This is a genomic window from uncultured Flavobacterium sp. (genome assembly GCF_963974175.1).
Classification (GTDB): Bacteria; Bacteroidota; Bacteroidia; order Flavobacteriales; family Flavobacteriaceae; genus Flavobacterium.
In genome coordinates this window covers 40,948-58,982 of sequence record NZ_CAXBBR010000002.1, presented here as the reverse complement: position 1 = coordinate 58,982, position 18,035 = coordinate 40,948, and the positions used below count along the sequence as shown (strand labels likewise).

Annotated in this window: 13 protein-coding genes; 4 read left to right on the top strand and 9 right to left on the bottom strand. The window is 34.7% G+C overall.

What is annotated here, in order from left to right:
* Positions 1-63: 63 nt before the first annotated feature.
* Positions 64-1,500 carry an asparagine--tRNA ligase gene (asnS, locus tag AAC069_RS03165; protein ID WP_091090873.1) on the bottom strand — a complete coding sequence of 479 codons (1,437 nt, stop codon included), beginning with the start codon at positions 1,498-1,500 and terminating at the stop codon, positions 64-66.
* 246 nt (positions 1,501-1,746) lie between these two features.
* A complete protein-coding gene (locus AAC069_RS03160) occupies positions 1,747-2,121 on the bottom strand; it encodes a hypothetical protein (protein WP_339919062.1) in 375 nt (124 codons plus the stop codon).
* A 165-nt stretch (positions 2,122-2,286) separates the two neighbouring features.
* Between AAC069_RS03160 and AAC069_RS03155 the strand changes: the two genes are divergently transcribed.
* Positions 2,287-3,060: a TlpA disulfide reductase family protein gene (locus AAC069_RS03155; RefSeq protein WP_339919061.1), complete on the top strand. Its 774-nt coding sequence runs from the start codon at positions 2,287-2,289 to the stop codon at positions 3,058-3,060.
* Between the two features lie 94 nt (positions 3,061-3,154).
* Here AAC069_RS03155 and AAC069_RS03150 read toward each other — a convergent pair whose 3' ends face one another.
* The 3 genes from AAC069_RS03150 to AAC069_RS03140 form a co-directional block, all read right to left on the bottom strand.
* Positions 3,155-5,785, bottom strand: a complete 2,631-nt coding sequence (locus AAC069_RS03150; protein WP_339919060.1) for a glucosidase — start codon at positions 5,783-5,785, stop codon at positions 3,155-3,157.
* A gap of 335 nt (positions 5,786-6,120) precedes the next feature.
* Positions 6,121-6,951 carry a mechanosensitive ion channel domain-containing protein gene (locus AAC069_RS03145; RefSeq protein ID WP_339919059.1) on the bottom strand — a complete coding sequence of 277 codons (831 nt, stop codon included), beginning with the start codon at positions 6,949-6,951 and terminating at the stop codon, positions 6,121-6,123.
* A 358-nt stretch (positions 6,952-7,309) separates the two neighbouring features.
* On the bottom strand, positions 7,310-9,721 hold the full coding sequence (locus AAC069_RS03140; protein WP_339919058.1) for an MMPL family transporter: 2,412 nt from the start codon (positions 9,719-9,721) through the stop codon (positions 7,310-7,312).
* Between the two features lie 211 nt (positions 9,722-9,932).
* Between AAC069_RS03140 and AAC069_RS03135 the strand changes: the two genes are divergently transcribed.
* Together AAC069_RS03135 and AAC069_RS03130 are read left to right on the top strand one after the other, a co-directional pair.
* Positions 9,933-12,203 (top strand): cation:proton antiporter, encoded by a 2,271-nt coding sequence (locus tag AAC069_RS03135; RefSeq protein ID WP_339919434.1) that lies wholly within the window; start codon positions 9,933-9,935, stop codon positions 12,201-12,203.
* 3 nt (positions 12,204-12,206) lie between these two features.
* Positions 12,207-12,536 (top strand): multidrug efflux SMR transporter, encoded by a 330-nt coding sequence (locus AAC069_RS03130; RefSeq protein ID WP_339919057.1) that lies wholly within the window; start codon positions 12,207-12,209, stop codon positions 12,534-12,536.
* Here the strand turns inward: AAC069_RS03130 and AAC069_RS03125 are convergent.
* The 4 genes from AAC069_RS03125 to AAC069_RS03110 form a co-directional block, all read right to left on the bottom strand.
* Complete coding sequence (locus AAC069_RS03125) at positions 12,533-15,031, bottom strand: DUF5686 family protein (protein ID WP_339919056.1); 2,499 nt, start codon at positions 15,029-15,031, stop codon at positions 12,533-12,535. The two genes, AAC069_RS03130 and AAC069_RS03125, sit on opposite strands and share 4 nt — an antisense overlap.
* A 115-nt stretch (positions 15,032-15,146) precedes the next feature.
* The gene (frr, locus tag AAC069_RS03120) at positions 15,147-15,710 is read right to left on the bottom strand and encodes a ribosome recycling factor (protein WP_339919055.1); all 564 of its coding nucleotides are present in this window, start codon (positions 15,708-15,710) and stop codon (positions 15,147-15,149) included.
* Positions 15,711-15,749: 39 nt separating this feature from the next.
* On the bottom strand, positions 15,750-16,457 hold the full coding sequence (pyrH, locus tag AAC069_RS03115; protein WP_339919054.1) for a UMP kinase: 708 nt from the start codon (positions 16,455-16,457) through the stop codon (positions 15,750-15,752).
* 68 nt (positions 16,458-16,525) lie between these two features.
* Positions 16,526-17,305 (bottom strand): patatin-like phospholipase family protein, encoded by a 780-nt coding sequence (locus AAC069_RS03110; protein WP_339919053.1) that lies wholly within the window; start codon positions 17,303-17,305, stop codon positions 16,526-16,528.
* A 107-nt stretch (positions 17,306-17,412) separates the two neighbouring features.
* Here AAC069_RS03110 and AAC069_RS03105 point away from each other — a divergent pair, with 107 nt between their 5' ends.
* The gene (locus tag AAC069_RS03105; RefSeq protein ID WP_339919052.1) at positions 17,413-18,030 is read left to right on the top strand and encodes a thioredoxin family protein; all 618 of its coding nucleotides are present in this window, start codon (positions 17,413-17,415) and stop codon (positions 18,028-18,030) included.
* The last annotated feature ends 5 nt before the right edge of the window (positions 18,031-18,035 follow it).

Genomic DNA, 18,035 nt, shown 5'->3' with positions numbered 1-18,035 from the left:
TTAAGGTTTAAGGTTGCAGAACTTTCAAACAACGTTAAACCTTAAACTTGAAACAAAATTGTATTAAAATTCCGCGTTTAATGGTGTTCTTGGAAAAGGAATTACGTCACGTATGTTTGTCATACCAGTAACAAATAATACCAATCTTTCGAATCCTAGTCCAAAACCCGAGTGAACAGCTGAACCAAATCTACGTGTATCTAAATACCACCACAATTCTTCTTCGTCAATTCCTAAGGCTTTCATTTTTTCGACCAAAACATCAAAACGTTCCTCTCTTTGTGATCCTCCCACGATTTCTCCAATTCCAGGGAATAAGATATCCATCGCACGAACTGTTTTTCCGTCCTCGTTCAAACGCATGTAAAACGCTTTGATATTTGCTGGGTAATCAAACAAGATTACCGGACATTTAAAATGTTTCTCTACTAAGTAACGTTCGTGTTCTGATTGTAAATCAGCACCCCATTCGTTAATGATATAGTTAAATTTTTTCTTTTTGTTAGGAGTACAATCTCTTAAAATGTCAATTGCTTCAGTGTAAGATACGCGTTTGAAATTATTTTCCAAAACAAAGTTCAATTTGTCAAGCAAAGCCATTTCGCTTCTTTCTGCCTGTGGTTTTGATTTTTCTTCGTCTAATAAACGTGTTTCTAGAAATTTCAAATCCTCTGGACATTTCTCCATCGTGTACTTGATAACGTATTGGATGAAATCTTCGGCCAAATCCATATTGTCATTCAAATCATTGAATGCCACTTCTGGCTCAATCATCCAAAACTCAGCAAGGTGACGAGAAGTATTAGAGTTTTCGGCTCTAAATGTAGGTCCAAAAGTATATACCTGACCCAAAGCCATAGCATATGTTTCAGCTTCTAGTTGTCCCGAAACCGTCAAGTTGGTTTCTTTTCCAAAGAAGTCTTCTTTATAATTTACTTTTCCATCTTCGGTTCTTGGAGTACCGTCAAATGGCAAAGCGGTTACTTTAAACATTTCACCTGCACCTTCAGCATCAGATCCAGTTACGATAGGCGTATTAACATACACAAAACCTTTTTCCTGGAAATAACTATGAACTGCATATGACAAAACCGAACGCACACGCATAATCGCACCAAACATATTCGTACGAACACGTAAATGTGCATTTTCACGCAAGTAATCTAAACTTGGTTTGTTCTTTGGTTGTATTGGGAATTTCTCAGCATCGGAATCTCCAAGGATTTCTAGTTTTGCAACTTGGATCTCAAATTTTTGTCCAGCACCTTTACTTTCGACCAAAGTTCCTGTTACAGAAATAGCAGCACCAGTAGTAATTCTTTTTAAAGTTTCATCAGGAGTGTTCTCAAAATCGACAACACATTGTATATTATTGATGGTTGATCCATCATTTAAAGCGATAAATTGATTGTTTCTAAAAGTTCGTACCCATCCTTTTGCATTTACTTCATGAAGCGCCGTTGTACTGTTTAGTAAGTCTTTAACTTTTGTATGTCTCATTTTAATTTTAGATTTTTAACTATACCATTGATGATATCAAAGGGTATCGAAGAATAGTAAATGCAAATATAATTGATTTGTTTTAATTGTCATTATAGGGAATGTGTCAATATGGAGCTTTTTCCCGCTATTCGCTATATCTTTTACTTTTTAAGGAAAAAAGTAAAAGGATACCGCTGCTATCGGGGCTAGGAAATGGTGGAATTATGGTTTTTAAAGAAAGGTTTTAAAAAGTGTAGCAGTACTTCAAATCGAAGTGCTTGTAGATTTACTTCTTTTTATAAAAGTACTGAAATTGAAATAAGCGCCATAAATTAAAAAGAAAGGTAAAGCTATTAGCGAAATGGTTAAGCCAAGATATGAAAACACAATAATCAGCAAATAAATTATTGAAATAGGTTTAAGCGCCTGACACTCTTTTTTTGCAATAAAGACGATTCCAATTGGTAAAGTAAATCCCGTGAAAAGAAATACATAGATGATTAAAATATATAGTTCAAAGAATTTATTTATTATAAAATAATCATAGAATAGCGGCGTCACAACACCAAATAGAAATAGGATAAATGCAATTCCCAAAAGTAAAAAATGAAAGTTATTTTGTAAATTATTAGTATTCATCTTTGCGTAGTTTATTGAAATAAAATAGTTGACTTATAAATTTTGATTAACCTGAGTATGTGGTGCTTATTAAAATTAGTAATTTTAGCGGACAATTTTATAATTATAAAGCTAAGTTCTTCTTTGTAGCAAAAAACACCTAATTTACTTGCTCAATTATCTGTAATGAAAAAAATATTTTATGCCCTTTCGTTAGTTGTGATATTCACTTCTTGTACAAGTCAAACCAAATTAGGAAACCCAGAGGTAAATCCATCTGAAATCCAGAGAAAGTTTATGGATTGGTGGACATATCAATACAATGGGATCATGCTCTCTAGAGATTTTGTAGCATTAGATTCAAATTCAAAAGAAATTACTAAAGAGACTTTTCTAAAAGTGTTAAGTGAAGGAAATAATATTCCGATTCGCTTAGAATCAGATAAGGACGTTTTTTATTACAAGCTTTTTAAAATTGAAGCAACATCAGATACAAGTATTAAGGCTTCCATTTCTGAAGTGGCATTCAATGAGATTCAAAATCATAAAAAACAAGGCGAACCATTTCCAGAATTTTCATTCAAAGATTTAAACAACAATTTGATTACAAATGAAAATCTGAAAGGGAAGATTGTTGTTGTAAAATGCTGGTACATTCATTGTGCAGCTTGTGTCAAAGAATTTCCTGAAGTCAATCAATTAGTTGAAAAGTATAAAAATAGAAAAGACATCGTTTTCATAAGTCTAGCCGAAGATTCTCCAGAGCAATTGAAGCCGTTTTTAGTTAGAAAACCGCTTTCTTATTCGGTTGTTCCCAATATGAAGACGTATATGAATTTGACATTGCAACTCAATGCGTTCCCTACCCATTTTATCATTAATAAAGAAGGACTTATAGTAAAAGTGCTTTCAGATAGTAAAAGTCTTGAAGTTGCTTTAGCGAAAGCAAGTAAGGATTAATAATAGCTGGAGAATTAAACGGGTATACAAATCCTCAAATTATTGGGTAAAAAAAATATTCCCGCCATTCTTGGCGGGAATATGATCTGTAAATTTATTGATTGTTTTCCATTTCCATAATTAAATTGGCAATAAGAGCAGTCCATCCTGTTTGATGCGAAGCGCCAAGTCCTTTACCAGTATCACCATCAAAAAATTCATAAAAGAAATGCTGTTTTTTAAAATGTTCTTCTTTGGCGAAAACATGGTTTGGATCATCAGAGTGGTACACGAATTTGCCATTTTCATCTGGTTCAAAAAGTTTAATTAATCTTTTTGTTAACTCGTTGGCAATTTCGTTTAAGTTCAGTTTAGTGCCAGAACCAGTAGGGAATTCATAGACATAAGTAGGTCCGTAAAAAGTATAATACTTACGCAATGACTGAATAATCATATAGTTCAATGGCATCCAGATAGGGCCACGCCAGTTAGAGTTTCCTCCAAACATGCCGGAACGGCTTTCACCAGGTTCGTACTGAATTTTGTGATGTCCTTCGTTACCAAAAACAAAGGGATGGTCTTTATGATATTTAGAAAGGGAACGAATTCCGTAATCTGAAAGAAATTCATTCTCATCCAACAAGCGTTTTAAAAGATGTTCTAATCTAAAACCGCGCATAATCGAGAAAAGAAAATTACCATCTTTATTAGCGTTCTCTAAATTTGAAATTAATGAAGCTAGATCGGGGCGTGTTCTAATGATTTCGTTTGCTCTTTTTTGAAATTCTTTTAGTTCTTTGAATAAATCTATATTCATAATTTCAACAGCAAACATTGGAATAACACCAACCAAGGAGCGTACTTTTAGACGTTCATTAGTTCCATCAGACATTTCAACAACGTCATAATAGAAATTGTCTTTATCATCCCAAAGCGAAAGGTCTTTCTTTCCAATATGATGCATTGCCCAAGCAATATTTAAAAAATGCCTAAAAAACTTAGCTGATATTTCTTCATAAATTTCATTAGTTTTTGCTAATTCGAGTGACATGCGCAACATATTCAAAGAAAACATCGCCATCCAGCTCGTTGCATCTGCCTGTTGCATTTTTTTAATTCCCTCTGGCATGTGGTTTCGGTCAAAAACACCAATGTTGTCTAAACCTAAAAACCCTCCTTCAAATAAATCGGTACCACTCTTATCTTTTTGGTTAACCCACCAAGTAAAGTTGATTAGGAGTTTTTGGAAAGCTTTTTCTAAAAATGGGGTATCTCCTTTGCCAGTTCGTTTTTTGTCTTTTTCGTAAACATTCCAAACTGCCCAAGAATGAACAGGCGGATTTACATCGCTAAAGTTCCATTCATAAGCTGGAATTTGACCGTTAGGATGCATATAGCTTTCTTGTAAGACTAATAAAAGTTGCTGTTTAGCAAAATAAGGATCGATTTCTACAAAGGATGCCATGTGAAAAGCAAGATCCCAAGCAGCATACCAAGGATATTCCCATTTATCGGGCATAGAAATGACATGTCGGTTATTAAGGTGTTGCCAACTAAAATTACGTGAATCTGTTCTCCTGTGAGTTGTTGATTTTTCGTCAACACCTCCAAACAGCCATTTATGTACATCGTAATAGTAAAACTGCTTTGTCCATAACAAACCTGAAAAAGCACTTCTTGCAATGGCTTGTTGTGCTTTGGGTATGTTTTTACTTATAATTTCGTCATAAAAAGTTTCACATTCTTTTTTTCTGAATTCAAATATCGTGTCGAAGTCGAGCCAAGGGTTTTCAAGTGCGACATTGCTCAAGCGAATTTTGATGCTTTTTTCTTCGCCTGCTTTTAAATTAAATTGATGCCAAACAGCAGCTTTGGTCCCGAATTTCTCTGGATTTACAGTAGGTTCTCCGCTTACAACATGGTTGTTAATTCCATCTTTAACGTACTCGTATTCGTTAGCTGAGTTATAAATACGCTTGTTGTTAGTTTCGTTTTCACAAAATAATTGTACCCCCTCATTATGATAAAGATAATAGTCGTCATTTCGACTACTTTTTGAAAGAATGGTGTTGTCTGTAACAGATTCCACACTAGGACGTGGATGCCTGTTATTGTGTTTCCAAAAATTACGGAACCATAGGTGGGGAAGTACATGGATTTCGGCTGTATCTTTTCCTCTATTGACTACGGTAACTTTCATTAAAATATCATCAATACCTGCTTTTGCATATTCGATAAAACAATCAAAATAGGCATTGTCTTTAAAACTATCAGTATCTAATAATTCGAATTCTGTTTCTTCACGACTGCGATGGTTTTTTGACACCAAATCATCATAAGGAAATTCGTTTTGAGGATATTTATAAAGGTATTTGTTGTAGGAATGTGTAGGCGTTGAAACTTGGTGAAAATAAAGTTCTTTAACATCTTCTCCGTGGTTTCCTTGATTGTTAGTGAGACCAAATAAACGCTCTTTTAAAATAGGGTCTTTTCCATTCCAAAAGGCGGGAGCTAAACATAGGATTTCACGAGAATCGCAAAAACCACCAATTCCTTCTTCTCCCCATCGATATGCATTACTTCGCGCTTTGTCGTGGTTAATAAATTCCCAAGCGTCTCCATTGTCGCTGTAATCTTCACGAACAGTTCCCCATTGTCTTTCGGCTAAGTAAGGGCCCCATTTTTTCCAATTTCTATAGCTATCAGAAACGGCTAATTTTTCTGCTTCAGAAAGATTATGAGTCATATTTTGAGGTGTAATAGTTATTTTTTTAGGCTTAAAATAAAAATAAAGTCTTTGTTGTAAAACGATCTACCAAAAGCGAAAAGATTTTAATAAAGTCTCTTTTCTTTAAAGTGAGTTGGTAAAAATAAGGTTTATTTTTAATTACTGCTTAAGCAACTGGTTACTATTGCTTAATTGTCTAAGATTGTTGAGGTTCTTTTGTTATCTCGTAAAAATTAGTATTGTTTATTGATGAACTGACATTGTATTTTTTTCGATTAACCCCAAAAAAAACTCCCGTTAGAATGACGGAAGTTTTAGTTGTTTTATAAAAATTAAGGAATGTAAGTTCGTTATTATTTATTACTTTGGACGTGAACATCCATTTGCGGGAAGGGGATGTTGAGTTTGTAATCGCCAAAACGGGTGTATACTTTCTCATTCATATCAAAAAACACTCCCCAATAATCAGGACCGTCAACCCATACTCTAACAGTGAAATTAACAGAACTATCAGCAAGTTCAGAAAGACCCATAAAAGGAGCAGGGTCCTTTAAAATTCGGCTGTCTTCAGCGATGAAGTCGTTAAGTGCCTTTTTGAAATTCTCAACATCATCACCGTAGGCTATTCCAAATGTCCAGTCTACTCTTCGCAGTGGTTCAGCAGAATAATTGGTAAGTGCGTCTGTTGAGAGCGGTCCATTAGGAATTATTACTAATTTCTTATCTGGTGTATTCAACATCGTTGAAAAAATGCTAATTTCCTTCACAGTTCCGGTGTACCCTTGCGCTTCAATAAAGTCTCCTACTTTAAAGGGTTTTAAAATTAAAATAACGACACCTCCGGCAAAATTCTGAAGCGTTCCCGATAGGGCCAGTCCAACAGCTAGACCTGCAGCACCAATAATTGCAACAAATGAAGTCATTTGGATACCTATCATTCCCATTACGGTAATAGCCACTAAAACTTTCAGTAACATGTTTGTAATACTTCTTAAAAATGGGACAAGAGACTGATCAATGTTCGACTTTTGCAATGATTTTCCAACCGCTTTAGTAATTAAATTGGTAACCCATAAACCGATAAATAGGACTAGTATGCCGCCGATCAATTTAGGTGCGTATTCAAAACCGAAGTCGATTATCTTGTCAAGGTAATTGTTTACAACTGTAGCTTGTTGTTCCATTGTATTTATTTTTTGTTTTTCTACTCATTAGGCTTTTCGATTTCGCCCCGTTTTTTTAGTGGTCACTGGACTCCACTTTAACATTAACATCACGTGAGTGAGTGGTCTATATTTTATTTGCTGTTTTTTTAAAACTAACGTTTAATTGGTTGTTTTCGTAGTCTTTTTGGTAAAAATTAGTTCGTCTAATTGATACAGTTAGCTCTTTTTCACTTGAATTGTCATGATTTCCAAATATACATATTTTAAAAAGTAACTCATAATAAACACGGGTTTCAGGTTTAAAAAAAAGCTTCCCGTCTGGAAAGAGGGAAGCTTTTTGAGTTTTATAAGGTATGTTTTAAAAAAAGCGTACCGATTATTTATCGGAATCTTCGGTCTCTTTTTCAGGCTTGCTCAAAACATCAATTTTTGGTTCGATAAACTCCTGTTTGTTGGTTAACGATTTGTTTAAAGTTAATACTAAACAAGGCAATAACATCAAGTTAGACAGCATTCCGAAAGCCAGTGTAATGGCGATTAATCCACCAAGGGCAACGGTACCACCAAAATCTGAAAGCATAAACACAGAAAATCCTGAAAATAAAACGACCGAGGTATAGAACATACTCAATCCTGATTCTCTTATGGTAGCAAAAACTGATTTTTTTATCTTCCAGTTATTTCGAGTTAACTCCTGACGGTATTGTGCCAAGAAGTGGATAGTGTCATCGACTGAAAGTCCAAAAGCAATACTAAAAACTAATATAGTGGATGGTTTTAGCGGAATGCCAAAATAACCCATTAATCCGGCGGTAATCATTAACGGTAACAGATTAGGAATTAAGGAAACGACCACCATTTTGAAAGAGCGAAACATGAATACCATCAACAAAGAAATCAGAAAGACTGCAAAAAGTAGTGACATCAGTAAATTGTCAAGTAAGTACTTCGTTCCTTTTTCAAAAACTAATGCTTTTCCGGTCATCACCACTTTGTAGCGATCAGAAGGGAAGATTTTATTGATTTTGGTCCAAAGCTTATTTTCGATTTTTGCCATGTTTCCAGTTCCAATATCTCTCATGAAAGTCGTTATACGAGCCACTTGACCCGTGCTGTCCACATAGCTTTTCATGATGTTATTTTGGGTGTTTTTAGTTGCGTTTTTGGCATAACCCAGGATGAAACTTTGCTCCTGAGAAGTAGGTAAGTCATAATATTCAGGATTACCATTATAGTATGCCTGCTTAGAATATTTAACTAAATTCAGAATGGAGATTGGTTTTGAAAGTTCGGGAATTTCTTCAATAGTCTCCTGAAGTTCATCCATCTTTCTCAAGGTAGAGAGTTTCATTACTCCTTTTTTTCTTTTGGTGTCAATCGTAATTTCCAAAGGCATAATTCCATCAAATTCTTGTTCGAAAAAAAGAATGTCTTGATAAAAGCCAGTATTTTTTGGCATGTCTTCAATTAAACTTCCTGACGTTTTAATTTTTAAAGCACCAATGCTGCTTACTAGAAATAAAAATATAGCCACAAGATAGACATGTCGTCTATTGTATTTTACCATTTTTTCGATCCAAGCCATGAATACTTTTGTGTAATTACGACTCAAGTGTCTCAGGTGCTTTTCTTTTGGAACAGGTTGGTAGCTATAATAAATTGGTATGATGATAAGACATAAAAAGAATAGGGCAACAATACTTAGCGAGGAGATTATACCAAACTCTTTCAATAACTCACTATTTGTAATGATGAAAGTAGCAAAACCGGCAGCTGTGGTTAAGTTGGTCATCAAAGTCGCTGTTCCTACTTTAGTAATTACACGCTGTAAAGCACGGGCTTTATTTCCATGAGCAACGTATTCTTGTTGGTATTTATTGGTAAGAAAAATACAGTTTGGTATTCCAATTACGATAACTAGTGTAGGCACTAGAGCAGTAAGAACCGTAATTTGATAATGGAATAATCCAAGAAGTCCAAAAGTCCACATAACACCTATGATTACAATTATAATTGCAATTAAGGTCGCTCTGTAAGAGCGGAAAAAGAAAAAGAATATCATCGAAGTCAGCAATAATGAAACTCCTATGAATAAACTAATTTCGTTCATAATGCTCATCGCATTAAGTGTTCTGATGTAAGGCATTCCGGAAACACGTAAGTCTATACCGGTCTCTTCTTCAAAAGCTTTTATTTTTGGGATAAAATCATTGACTATGTAATCTTTACGGTGCGCTGTGTTGACGATTTTTTTATCCAAATAAATAGCTGAGCGAATCGTTCCATTTTTCTTATTGAAAAGTAAACCTTCGTAAAAAGGCATGTTTTGGAACAAATCTTTTTTGATAGTATCTAGGTAAGCTTTGTTGACTGTTTGGCTTTGGTCAACAAACGGTACTAATTCAAAAGTTTGAAGGGATTCGTTTTTTTGCAATTTCTTCAAATCACTGATTGAAATAATCAGATCCACTTCCTTTTGTGCTTTTAGTTCGCTCATTAATTTAGTCCAAGCAGCAAAGGCTTTTGGAGTAAAAAAAGCATCGTCTTTAACACCTACAACAATTAGATTTCCCTCTTCCCCAAACTTTTCTAGAAAGGCATTGTACTCTTTATTGATGATGTGGTTGTCTGGAAGTAGGTTAGCCTCCGTAAATGAAAACTGTATGTTTTTCCATTGCAGTGCTAAAAAAAGTGTTATAAAAACAATAACACCAAGGATAACGATTCTGTTTTTAAGTACGATTCTGGCAACAAATTCCCAAAACCCTACTTTTAATTTCTTTTTCATAAGTGTGTTAAAAATGGGTGCAAAGGTAGTGAATGCCACCATAAAAGCTATAAATTAAGGAAATCTTTTTAGCTGGTTTAGACTTGATTTTTAACGGTTTAATTTCGCGTTTTAATTTCGCTTAAAAATTAATTTTCGCCTTGTAAAACGTATTATAGAATTTTACATCTTTGTATGATTTTTTAAATTAATACACTACTGTAAAATGGATTTGAAAAAATATAAAAATACCTTGTTTTATATAGGGGTGACCGGTGGTTTTACGGCGTTGATTTATTGGATTATTACTAAGGGGGAATTGCTGGAAAGAAGAAAAAATCTAGCGGTTTGGGAGACGGGAAATGGTTCGTGGAATGATTTCATATCTTCCATGGAACATAATTTTGAAGATCCTTTGGCAATACTATTAGCTCAAATTGTAATGATTATCCTAATGGCCCGTCTTTTTGGCTGGATTTTCAAAAAGATCGGGCAGCCAACTGTTATTGGTGAAATTATAGCCGGAATTGTTCTTGGGCCCTCATTATTGGGAATGTATTTTCCTGATTTTTCGGCGGCTTTGTTTCCTGTTGAATCTTTAGGGAATTTAAAGTTTCTTAGTCAGATAGGACTTATTCTTTTCATGTTCGTTATTGGTATGGAACTCGATATTAAAGTGCTAAAAAACAAAGCCAGTGAAGCAATTGTTATAAGTCATGCCAGTATTGTCATTCCTTTTGCATTGGGTATTGGTTTGTCTTATTTTGTATTTAACCAATTTGCTCCAGAAGGTGTTCAATTTCTCTCTTTCAGTTTGTTTATGGGAATTGCCATGAGTATAACGGCCTTTCCGGTTCTAGCAAGAATCGTTCAGGAAAGAGAAATTCACAAAACTAAACTTGGAGCTATTGTAATTACTTGCGCAGCGGCTGACGATATCACAGCTTGGTGTTTGCTTGCAGTGGTAATCGCAATAGTGAAAGCGGGTGATTTTATCAGTTCACTATATGTTATTTCGCTTGCCGTTATTTATGTTGTGGCAATGATTTTTATCGTGAAACCTTTCTTGAAAAGAATAGGCGATTTGTATGGCACTAAAGACAGTATTGGAAAGCCAGTAATGGCTATTTTCTTTCTTTTTCTAATTCTTTCCTCATATGCTACAGAAGTAATTGGAATTCATGCCCTCTTTGGAGCTTTTATGATGGGGTCCATTATGCCCGACGTTACTAAATTCCGAATGATATTTATCGAGAAAGTAGAAGATGTTGCGGTAATTCTTTTGTTGCCATTGTTTTTTGTTTTCACGGGATTGAAGACAGAAATCGGACTTATCAATGATCCGTATTTATGGAAAGTTACTGGAGCGATTATTATGGTTGCTGTCGTGGGTAAGTTCTTAGGAAGTGCACTGGCAGCAAAATTTGTGGGGCAAAACTGGAAAGATAGCTTAACTATTGGTGCTTTAATGAACACCAGAGGGTTGATGGAATTAATTGTATTAAATATAGGGTTAGAGCTTAAGGTTTTAACTCCTGAAGTTTTTACCATGATGGTTATTATGGCGCTGGTAACCACTTTCATGACCGGTCCCGCGTTAGACTTAATTAATTATTTATTTAAAGACAAGAGTTTGCCTGATGCCGAAGAAATAATCAATCATAGTAAATACAGAATACTATTTTCATTTGGAAATAACGAGAAAGGGAAATCACTATTGCGATTAGCGAATAGCTTGACAAAAAAACAAAAAAACAATTCTATTGTGACCGCAATGCATCTTTCGCTGAGCGATGAACTGCATACGTTCAATATGGGCGAGAAAGAAAAAGACAGTTTTTTACCTATTTTTGAAGAATCAGAGCTGTTGAATATTGAAATCGATACTATTTTTAAAGCAACTATTGATATCGAATCTGAGATTGCCGATGTGGCTAATCAAGGTGACTATGACTTGTTGCTTGTAGGTTTAGGAAAATCTATTTTTGAAGGAACTATTCTGGGTAAAGTAATTGGTTTTACCACTAGGATCATTAATCCGGACCGCTTGATTGACAAATTTACAGGTAAGGAAGGCTTATTTGAAAACTCTCCTTTTGACGAAAGAACCCGACAAATTGTTGCCAAAACAAAAATGCCTTTGGGGATTTTGATTGATAAAGAATTTCAAGATATAGATCATGTATTTATTCCAATTTTCAAATCAGATGATTCTTTTTTAATTGACTATGCACAAAAATTAATTTACAATAATAATTCAAAGATTACCATTTTGGATGTAAACGGGCATGTAAAGAATAATTTTGTTATTCAAAGTGCCGTGACGTCCTTAGAACAAATTCACCCTGATAATTTATCGATAGTTACTGATAAGGTAGTAAGTTTGCCTTTCCTAGAAAAGCAGGACTTAATGCTTATTAGCCTTGAAAGTTGGAAGTCAGTACTTGACTCAGATAGCGATTGGTTGATTGGCGTTCCCTCTGTTTTAATTATTAAGCCGTAATTTATGAATTGGATTTTATTAATCATTGGAGGTTTATTCGAAGTAGGTTTTGCTTCTTGTTTAGGCAAAGCCAATGAAACAAAAGGTATTGAATCTACTTATTGGATGTTGGGTTTTTTAGTTTGCCTAAGTATAAGCATGCTTTTGCTGTATAAGGCAACACAAGAATTACCTATAGGGACTGCTTATGCGGTATGGACTGGTATAGGAGCAGTAGGAACTGTTTTGGTAGGGATTCTTGTATTCAAGGAGCCAGCTACTTTTTGGAGAATATTCTTTTTGACGACTTTAATAGCTTCTATTATTGGCTTAAAGTTTGTTTCCAGTCACTAAAGTCCTAGGTTAAGAACGTAACTTAGTTTTACGGCAATATTGTCTTCAAATTGAGGTAATTGATTAGGACCATAACGGTAAAATGCGGTAAGTCCCAGTCCTTTAAAAATTTGGTTAAGTTCTATCCCAGATTCAAAGTAACCCTCATTTAGGGTTTTGTAATTTAATCCTGCATGTTGTTCTGGTTTTTGTAAATTTCCCCACGCCATTCTGGATACCAGAACTAAAGACGGCTTTACTTTTTTGAAAATAGTAACTCTGTTGAAGCCATGTTTAAATTGGAAATAGACGAACTCATTCGAGAAAAACTCATTGAAGTACATCGTTTCAAAACTATTTTTCCCCGCAAAGGTGATTCTTTGAATGATGGTTTCTTTCGTAATGTTATTTGGAGAGGTGTTGTACAAATGGGTTAAAGGAACATCACCTATGGCATAGCCTGCTTCGAAAAGCAAATTTGTTTTTTGGCCATTTAAATATTTCTTCTCAAATTCTGTTTTAAAATCTATTTTGCTGAATTCAAAATCATTGTCCATGACTTTTGGTAAGGACTGTGTAAACTGAAAAGTGAATTTTGGAAAACGTTTTTCCACTTCAACTCTGCCAGTTGGGGTTTGCATATAGTCACTGAAAGGGCTCCACTGCAGGGAAGCCATAGCCGTTGTCATGATGTAATTCGAGTATAATTTTCCGTTTAAATTATAGACATAGTTGAATTTGGGTTCGATTTCAGAGCGATTGAGCGTCCAAATACTTTCTGTTTTAGGAATAATTTGGGTTTTCAAAGAGGCTTTCCAACTCACGTAATTATAAAAGGTACTAATGTTTATAGGTCTTGGGTCGTATAGTTTAAAGGGTCTTTTTTCGATAGTATATAATGTGTTAGCTATCTCTCTAACATCGTCAGTATAAGATAAGCCAATCCAGGAATCAGATAATTTACCCACACGTGCGGACAAGCCTGCATTATATTTGAAATTCCCGTCTTTTGTACCGTAAGCAGAATAGCCTTCTATTCTGAAATTTTTTAAAAACTGGTCATTCGTAATGCCTCCAAAACCTAATCGAAACCCTTCGTAGTTATTGTAACTTATAATTTTACGTAAGTCCATATCAAAAAAACCTAAAGGTAAAAACCCGTTGATGATTTTTCTGCCAAAACGAATTCGACTTGCTATTCTTCTTTTAACGGCGATACTGTCTAATCCTAAGTAGGTTTTTTGGCTTCGAATGTCCAAACTATCCTTCCGGTAGGAATCCCAAAAACGTTCTGGTTTGTTAATAGCATCTCCTTTTATTTCGACAGAAATATAGCTTTGTTTTATTTTGAGTGGCGTATTATATTGGATGTCAAAATTATCGGTTTTAGACAGTAAATATGTAAAATCGGAAGCTGTTTTTTTTCTCGTTTTGAAATCTTTTTCAACGTCACCGTCAAATTGAACGGTTCCTCCAAGAATTTTTATATCATCGTCATTTTTTCCTTTTACAATTTTAAAGGTTTTGCGAATGGGGAACCAAATTTCTTCTTGAGGAATGTACTGAAATTCATGTATTCCACTGATATCAAGAACTCCTTTTATTCGCATAATAGCCTTAGAAACGGCAAAATTACTTTGGTCTATATATAGTACTCCTTCCAGTCCTGAGGCTTTACTTTTCTTTTTATTTTTAAAATAAATCATGTACGATCGCCTACCATCTATCGCTATAGTGTCAAGTAATTTATAATTGTAATCGTTCAAGGCGTCATTAGCAATCGGACTGTTGTACTTTGTTTCAAAAAGCTCGTAGCGGGAATCGTAGACTGAAAAAGATTGTAGATTGAAGGCTAAAATTTCATAAATAGGTTGCTTGAAACCGGCCATTTTTGTTCCTAAAATCGTTTCTTTTAATTTTTGGTTGCCAAACTGATACTGCGACACTTTCTCCGTTTGAAATAGATGTTGCTTGCTTACAATCTCTTTAAATTTATAAGCAGAGGAATCGATTTTAGAGAAGGTTTTACCAATCGATTTTTCAATAAATACCGAATCAATATCTCCTTTTAACGAGTCAGGATTAGCGGAAACAATTAGCTTGTTATAAGATTTGAATTCGAAAGTTTTTAGCCTTAACTGCGGATTGTTCTTGTTTTTATTTTCAATGGCCTGTTTTATAATGGCCAAGGCAGGATTTTTATTCGAAATAAAAACTTCCTTTAAGTCATCCCTTTTAGGTGTCAGGAAAACGGCATAAAAATTCTTTTCTTTTAAAACAGGAATCGTAGTTTTAAAATGTCCAATGTAGGAAACGTCAAAAAAGGCAATGCTGTTTTTAGAGAAAATGCTAAATTTTCCGTCTACATCAGAAATGGTAGTGGCGCCATCAGCAGCGGTAATTGTGGCAAAAGCAAGAGGTTTGTTTGCTGTGGATTCTTTTACAATTCCGTTTAGCTGAAATTGAGCCTGAATTGAAATAGTAAAAAAGAACAACAGTAGACAAAAATGCTTCATAAATAAGGTTTATTACAAAACGGACACAATCACATTATGGTATGAATTTAATAAGAATAAGAAAATCCGTCTCGCTATGTAAACGGGACGGATTGTACTATTGTTTTATTGAAAGTTACACTTTCATGATTTCAGCTTCTTTATGAACAAGAAGTTCATCTACTTTTTTGATATAACTATTAGTTAAGGTTTGGACTTCTTCTTCAGCACTTTTACAAATGTCTTCAGACGTTCCTTCTTTTTCTAATTTTTTGATATCAGAATTGGCATCTTTACGAGCGTTACGAACCCCTATTTTTGCATCTTCTGCTTCGACTTTTGCTTGTTTAGCAAGATCGCGTCTTCTTTCTTCGGTTAATGGCGGAACGCTGATAATAATCAAGTCACCGTTATTCATTGGGTTAAATCCAATGTTTGCTACCATAATTGCTTTTTCAATAGCATGAAGCATGTTTCTTTCAAACGGCTGAAGCGTGATGGTTCTAGCGTCAGGAACGCTTAGTTTTGCCACTTGTGAAAGTGGTGTAGCTGAGCCATAATAATCAACAAAAACACTTCCTAGCATTGCTGGAGACGCTTTTCCTGCACGAATATTTAGAAACTCTTTTTCTAAGTGGACAATAGAACCGATCATCGATTCTTTAGTACTATCTAATATAAATTCAATTTCTTCAGTCATTATTTCCAGTTTTTAAGTCCCCTTCGGGGATTTAGGGGATTATATATTTACTACTGTTCCTATGTTTTCTCCTTCACAGATTTTCAATAAATTGCCTTGTTTGTTCATGTCGAAAATTACGATAGGCAATTTATTTTCTTGGCTTAATGTAAATGCAGTGGAATCCATTACATTCAATCCTTTGCTAATTACGTCGTCAAAAGAAATAAAATCAAATTTCACAGCGGCTGCATTTTTTTCAGGATCTGAATCATAAACTCCATCAACGCGTGTTCCTTTGAGGATTACATCAGCGTGAATTTCTACGCCACGTAAAACTGCTGCGGTATCTGTTGTGAAATATGGGTTTCCAGTTCCGGCGCCAAAAATCACAATTCTACCTTTCTCAAGGTGACGTACTGCTCTTCTTTTGATATAAGGTTCTGCAATTGCTTCGATTTTTAAAGCAGTTTGTAAACGTGTAAGCATTCCTTTATCTTCTAAAGCACCTTGCAAAGCCATTCCGTTGATAACTGTGGCTAGCATTCCCATGTAATCTCCTTGAACGCGATCCATTCCATTACTGGCCCCTGCAACTCCTCTAAAAATATTTCCACCACCTATTACAATGGCAATTTCTATCCCTTTGTCGTGAATTTTTTTGATTTCTTCGGCATATTCAGCTAATCTTACTGGGTCAATACCGTATTGTCTGTCGCCCATTAAAGCTTCACCACTTAATTTCAGAAGAATTCTTTTATATTTCATGTGTATGTTGAGTTGTTTGCTGCAAATATAGTGATATTCTTTTTTTTTGAAATAGCGTCGCTAAGTTTTTATAAATTTAGTTTTTCAAAAGAGCTCTTTGCTGCTTGATAACCAATCTTAAAAATTGTATCCATTTTTGCTTTATTCATTTCAAAAGTGCTGTAATTGCTAAGTTCTTTAGGTTCGATTACCCATTCGCAGATATTAAATTTTTGCATATTCGAATTGGCAGAAAGAATATCAAAAGCTCTGGTGGTTACTGCTCTTATTGAATTTAAATCTTTGGCTTCTATTTTTTGAATAGGACTGACATAAACACCAATGATATTGTCACATTGACCTTGTAATACGTCCGTTGGGAAATGATTCAAAATTCCACCATCACTATAGAGATCTCCGTTAATTCCAAAAGGCGATATTATTCCAGGAAATGCAGAAGACGCTAAAAGGGCATCACTAATTTTGGTTTCCGACTCAAATATTTTTAACCTTCCTCTAACCATATCTGTTGCAGTTATTTGTGTAGGTATTCTTAATTCTGCAAGCGTAGCATCTTTAAAAATAGTGTGAAAATATTCTTTAAAGGATTCAGAATCTATCAAGCCCGCTTTTTTAAAAGTGAAATGCCTCCACTGAAACAGATATACCGACTTGAAAAAATCTAAAATTTCATCAGGAGTCTTTCCCCAGGCATACATTGCGCCTACGATTGCACCTGCGCTTGTTCCGGCAATTCGATTGGGTTGAATGTTTTGCTCTTCTAAAAATTTAATCGCACCTGCATGAGCAATGCCTTTAGAACCTCCTCCTGAAAGTACAAGCCCAATTGATTTTGAATTGAAATCCATTTCCTTAGTTATTTGTTCTAAAATTACTATTTTGCTTCTTTTTAAGTGACTTTTGTCATGTTAAAAATTATTAAATTGTTTTAACTTTACATAAATAAAGAGAAATCATGAGAAAATCGATAGCTAAAGCATTATTCAACAGTCATTCCTATTCCGAATATAGAAAATTAGTTTCAGACTTATTAAAGGACGATAAATCTACCGGTAATGAGCAGTCTGCTGCTTTAACTAATTACAGTCATTTAAATGAGACTCGTATGAATCGTTTAGAAAAGACATTAAAGATATCGGAAGAGAATGTTCAAAAATTGGAATCCTTAAAAAACGATTACATTTGGTTGGTTATTTCTGAAGGCTGGTGTGGTGATGCAGCGCAACTACTTCCTGTATTTGATAAAATGGTCACCGCCTCTGATGGAAAAATAGAGATGGAAATTGTTTTGCGTGATGAAAATGAAGAGTTAATGAATTTGTTTTTGACTAACAAAGGCAAAGCGATTCCAAAACTTATCGTTATTAGCAGAGAAACAGGTGGCGGACTGGCGCATTGGGGACCGAGACCTAAAGGAGCGACTGATTTAATTGCGAACTATAAAAAAGAACACGGCGCTATTGATGAAACGGCAAAAGCCGATTTGCAATTGTGGTACTTACATGATAAAGGCTTGTCTTCCCAAGAAGAAATTATTTGGATGATGCTTGACTTAGACAAAGAAGAAGAATAGCTGTA

Coding starts and splice junctions, on each gene's coding strand:
- asnS (WP_091090873.1), bottom strand. CDS start 1,500: ATGAGACATACAAAAGTTAAAGACTTACTAAACAGTACAACGGCGCTT.
- AAC069_RS03160 (WP_339919062.1), bottom strand. CDS start 2,121: ATGAATACTAATAATTTACAAAATAACTTTCATTTTTTACTTTTGGGA.
- AAC069_RS03155 (WP_339919061.1), top strand. CDS start 2,287: ATGAAAAAAATATTTTATGCCCTTTCGTTAGTTGTGATATTCACTTCT.
- AAC069_RS03150 (WP_339919060.1), bottom strand. CDS start 5,785: ATGACTCATAATCTTTCTGAAGCAGAAAAATTAGCCGTTTCTGATAGC.
- AAC069_RS03145 (WP_339919059.1), bottom strand. CDS start 6,951: ATGGAACAACAAGCTACAGTTGTAAACAATTACCTTGACAAGATAATC.
- AAC069_RS03140 (WP_339919058.1), bottom strand. CDS start 9,721: ATGAAAAAGAAATTAAAAGTAGGGTTTTGGGAATTTGTTGCCAGAATC.
- AAC069_RS03130 (WP_339919057.1), top strand. CDS start 12,207: ATGAATTGGATTTTATTAATCATTGGAGGTTTATTCGAAGTAGGTTTT.
- AAC069_RS03125 (WP_339919056.1), bottom strand. CDS start 15,031: ATGAAGCATTTTTGTCTACTGTTGTTCTTTTTTACTATTTCAATTCAG.
- frr (WP_339919055.1), bottom strand. CDS start 15,710: ATGACTGAAGAAATTGAATTTATATTAGATAGTACTAAAGAATCGATG.
- pyrH (WP_339919054.1), bottom strand. CDS start 16,457: ATGAAATATAAAAGAATTCTTCTGAAATTAAGTGGTGAAGCTTTAATG.
- AAC069_RS03110 (WP_339919053.1), bottom strand. CDS start 17,305: ATGGATTTCAATTCAAAATCAATTGGGCTTGTACTTTCAGGAGGAGGT.
- AAC069_RS03105 (WP_339919052.1), top strand. CDS start 17,413: ATGAGAAAATCGATAGCTAAAGCATTATTCAACAGTCATTCCTATTCC.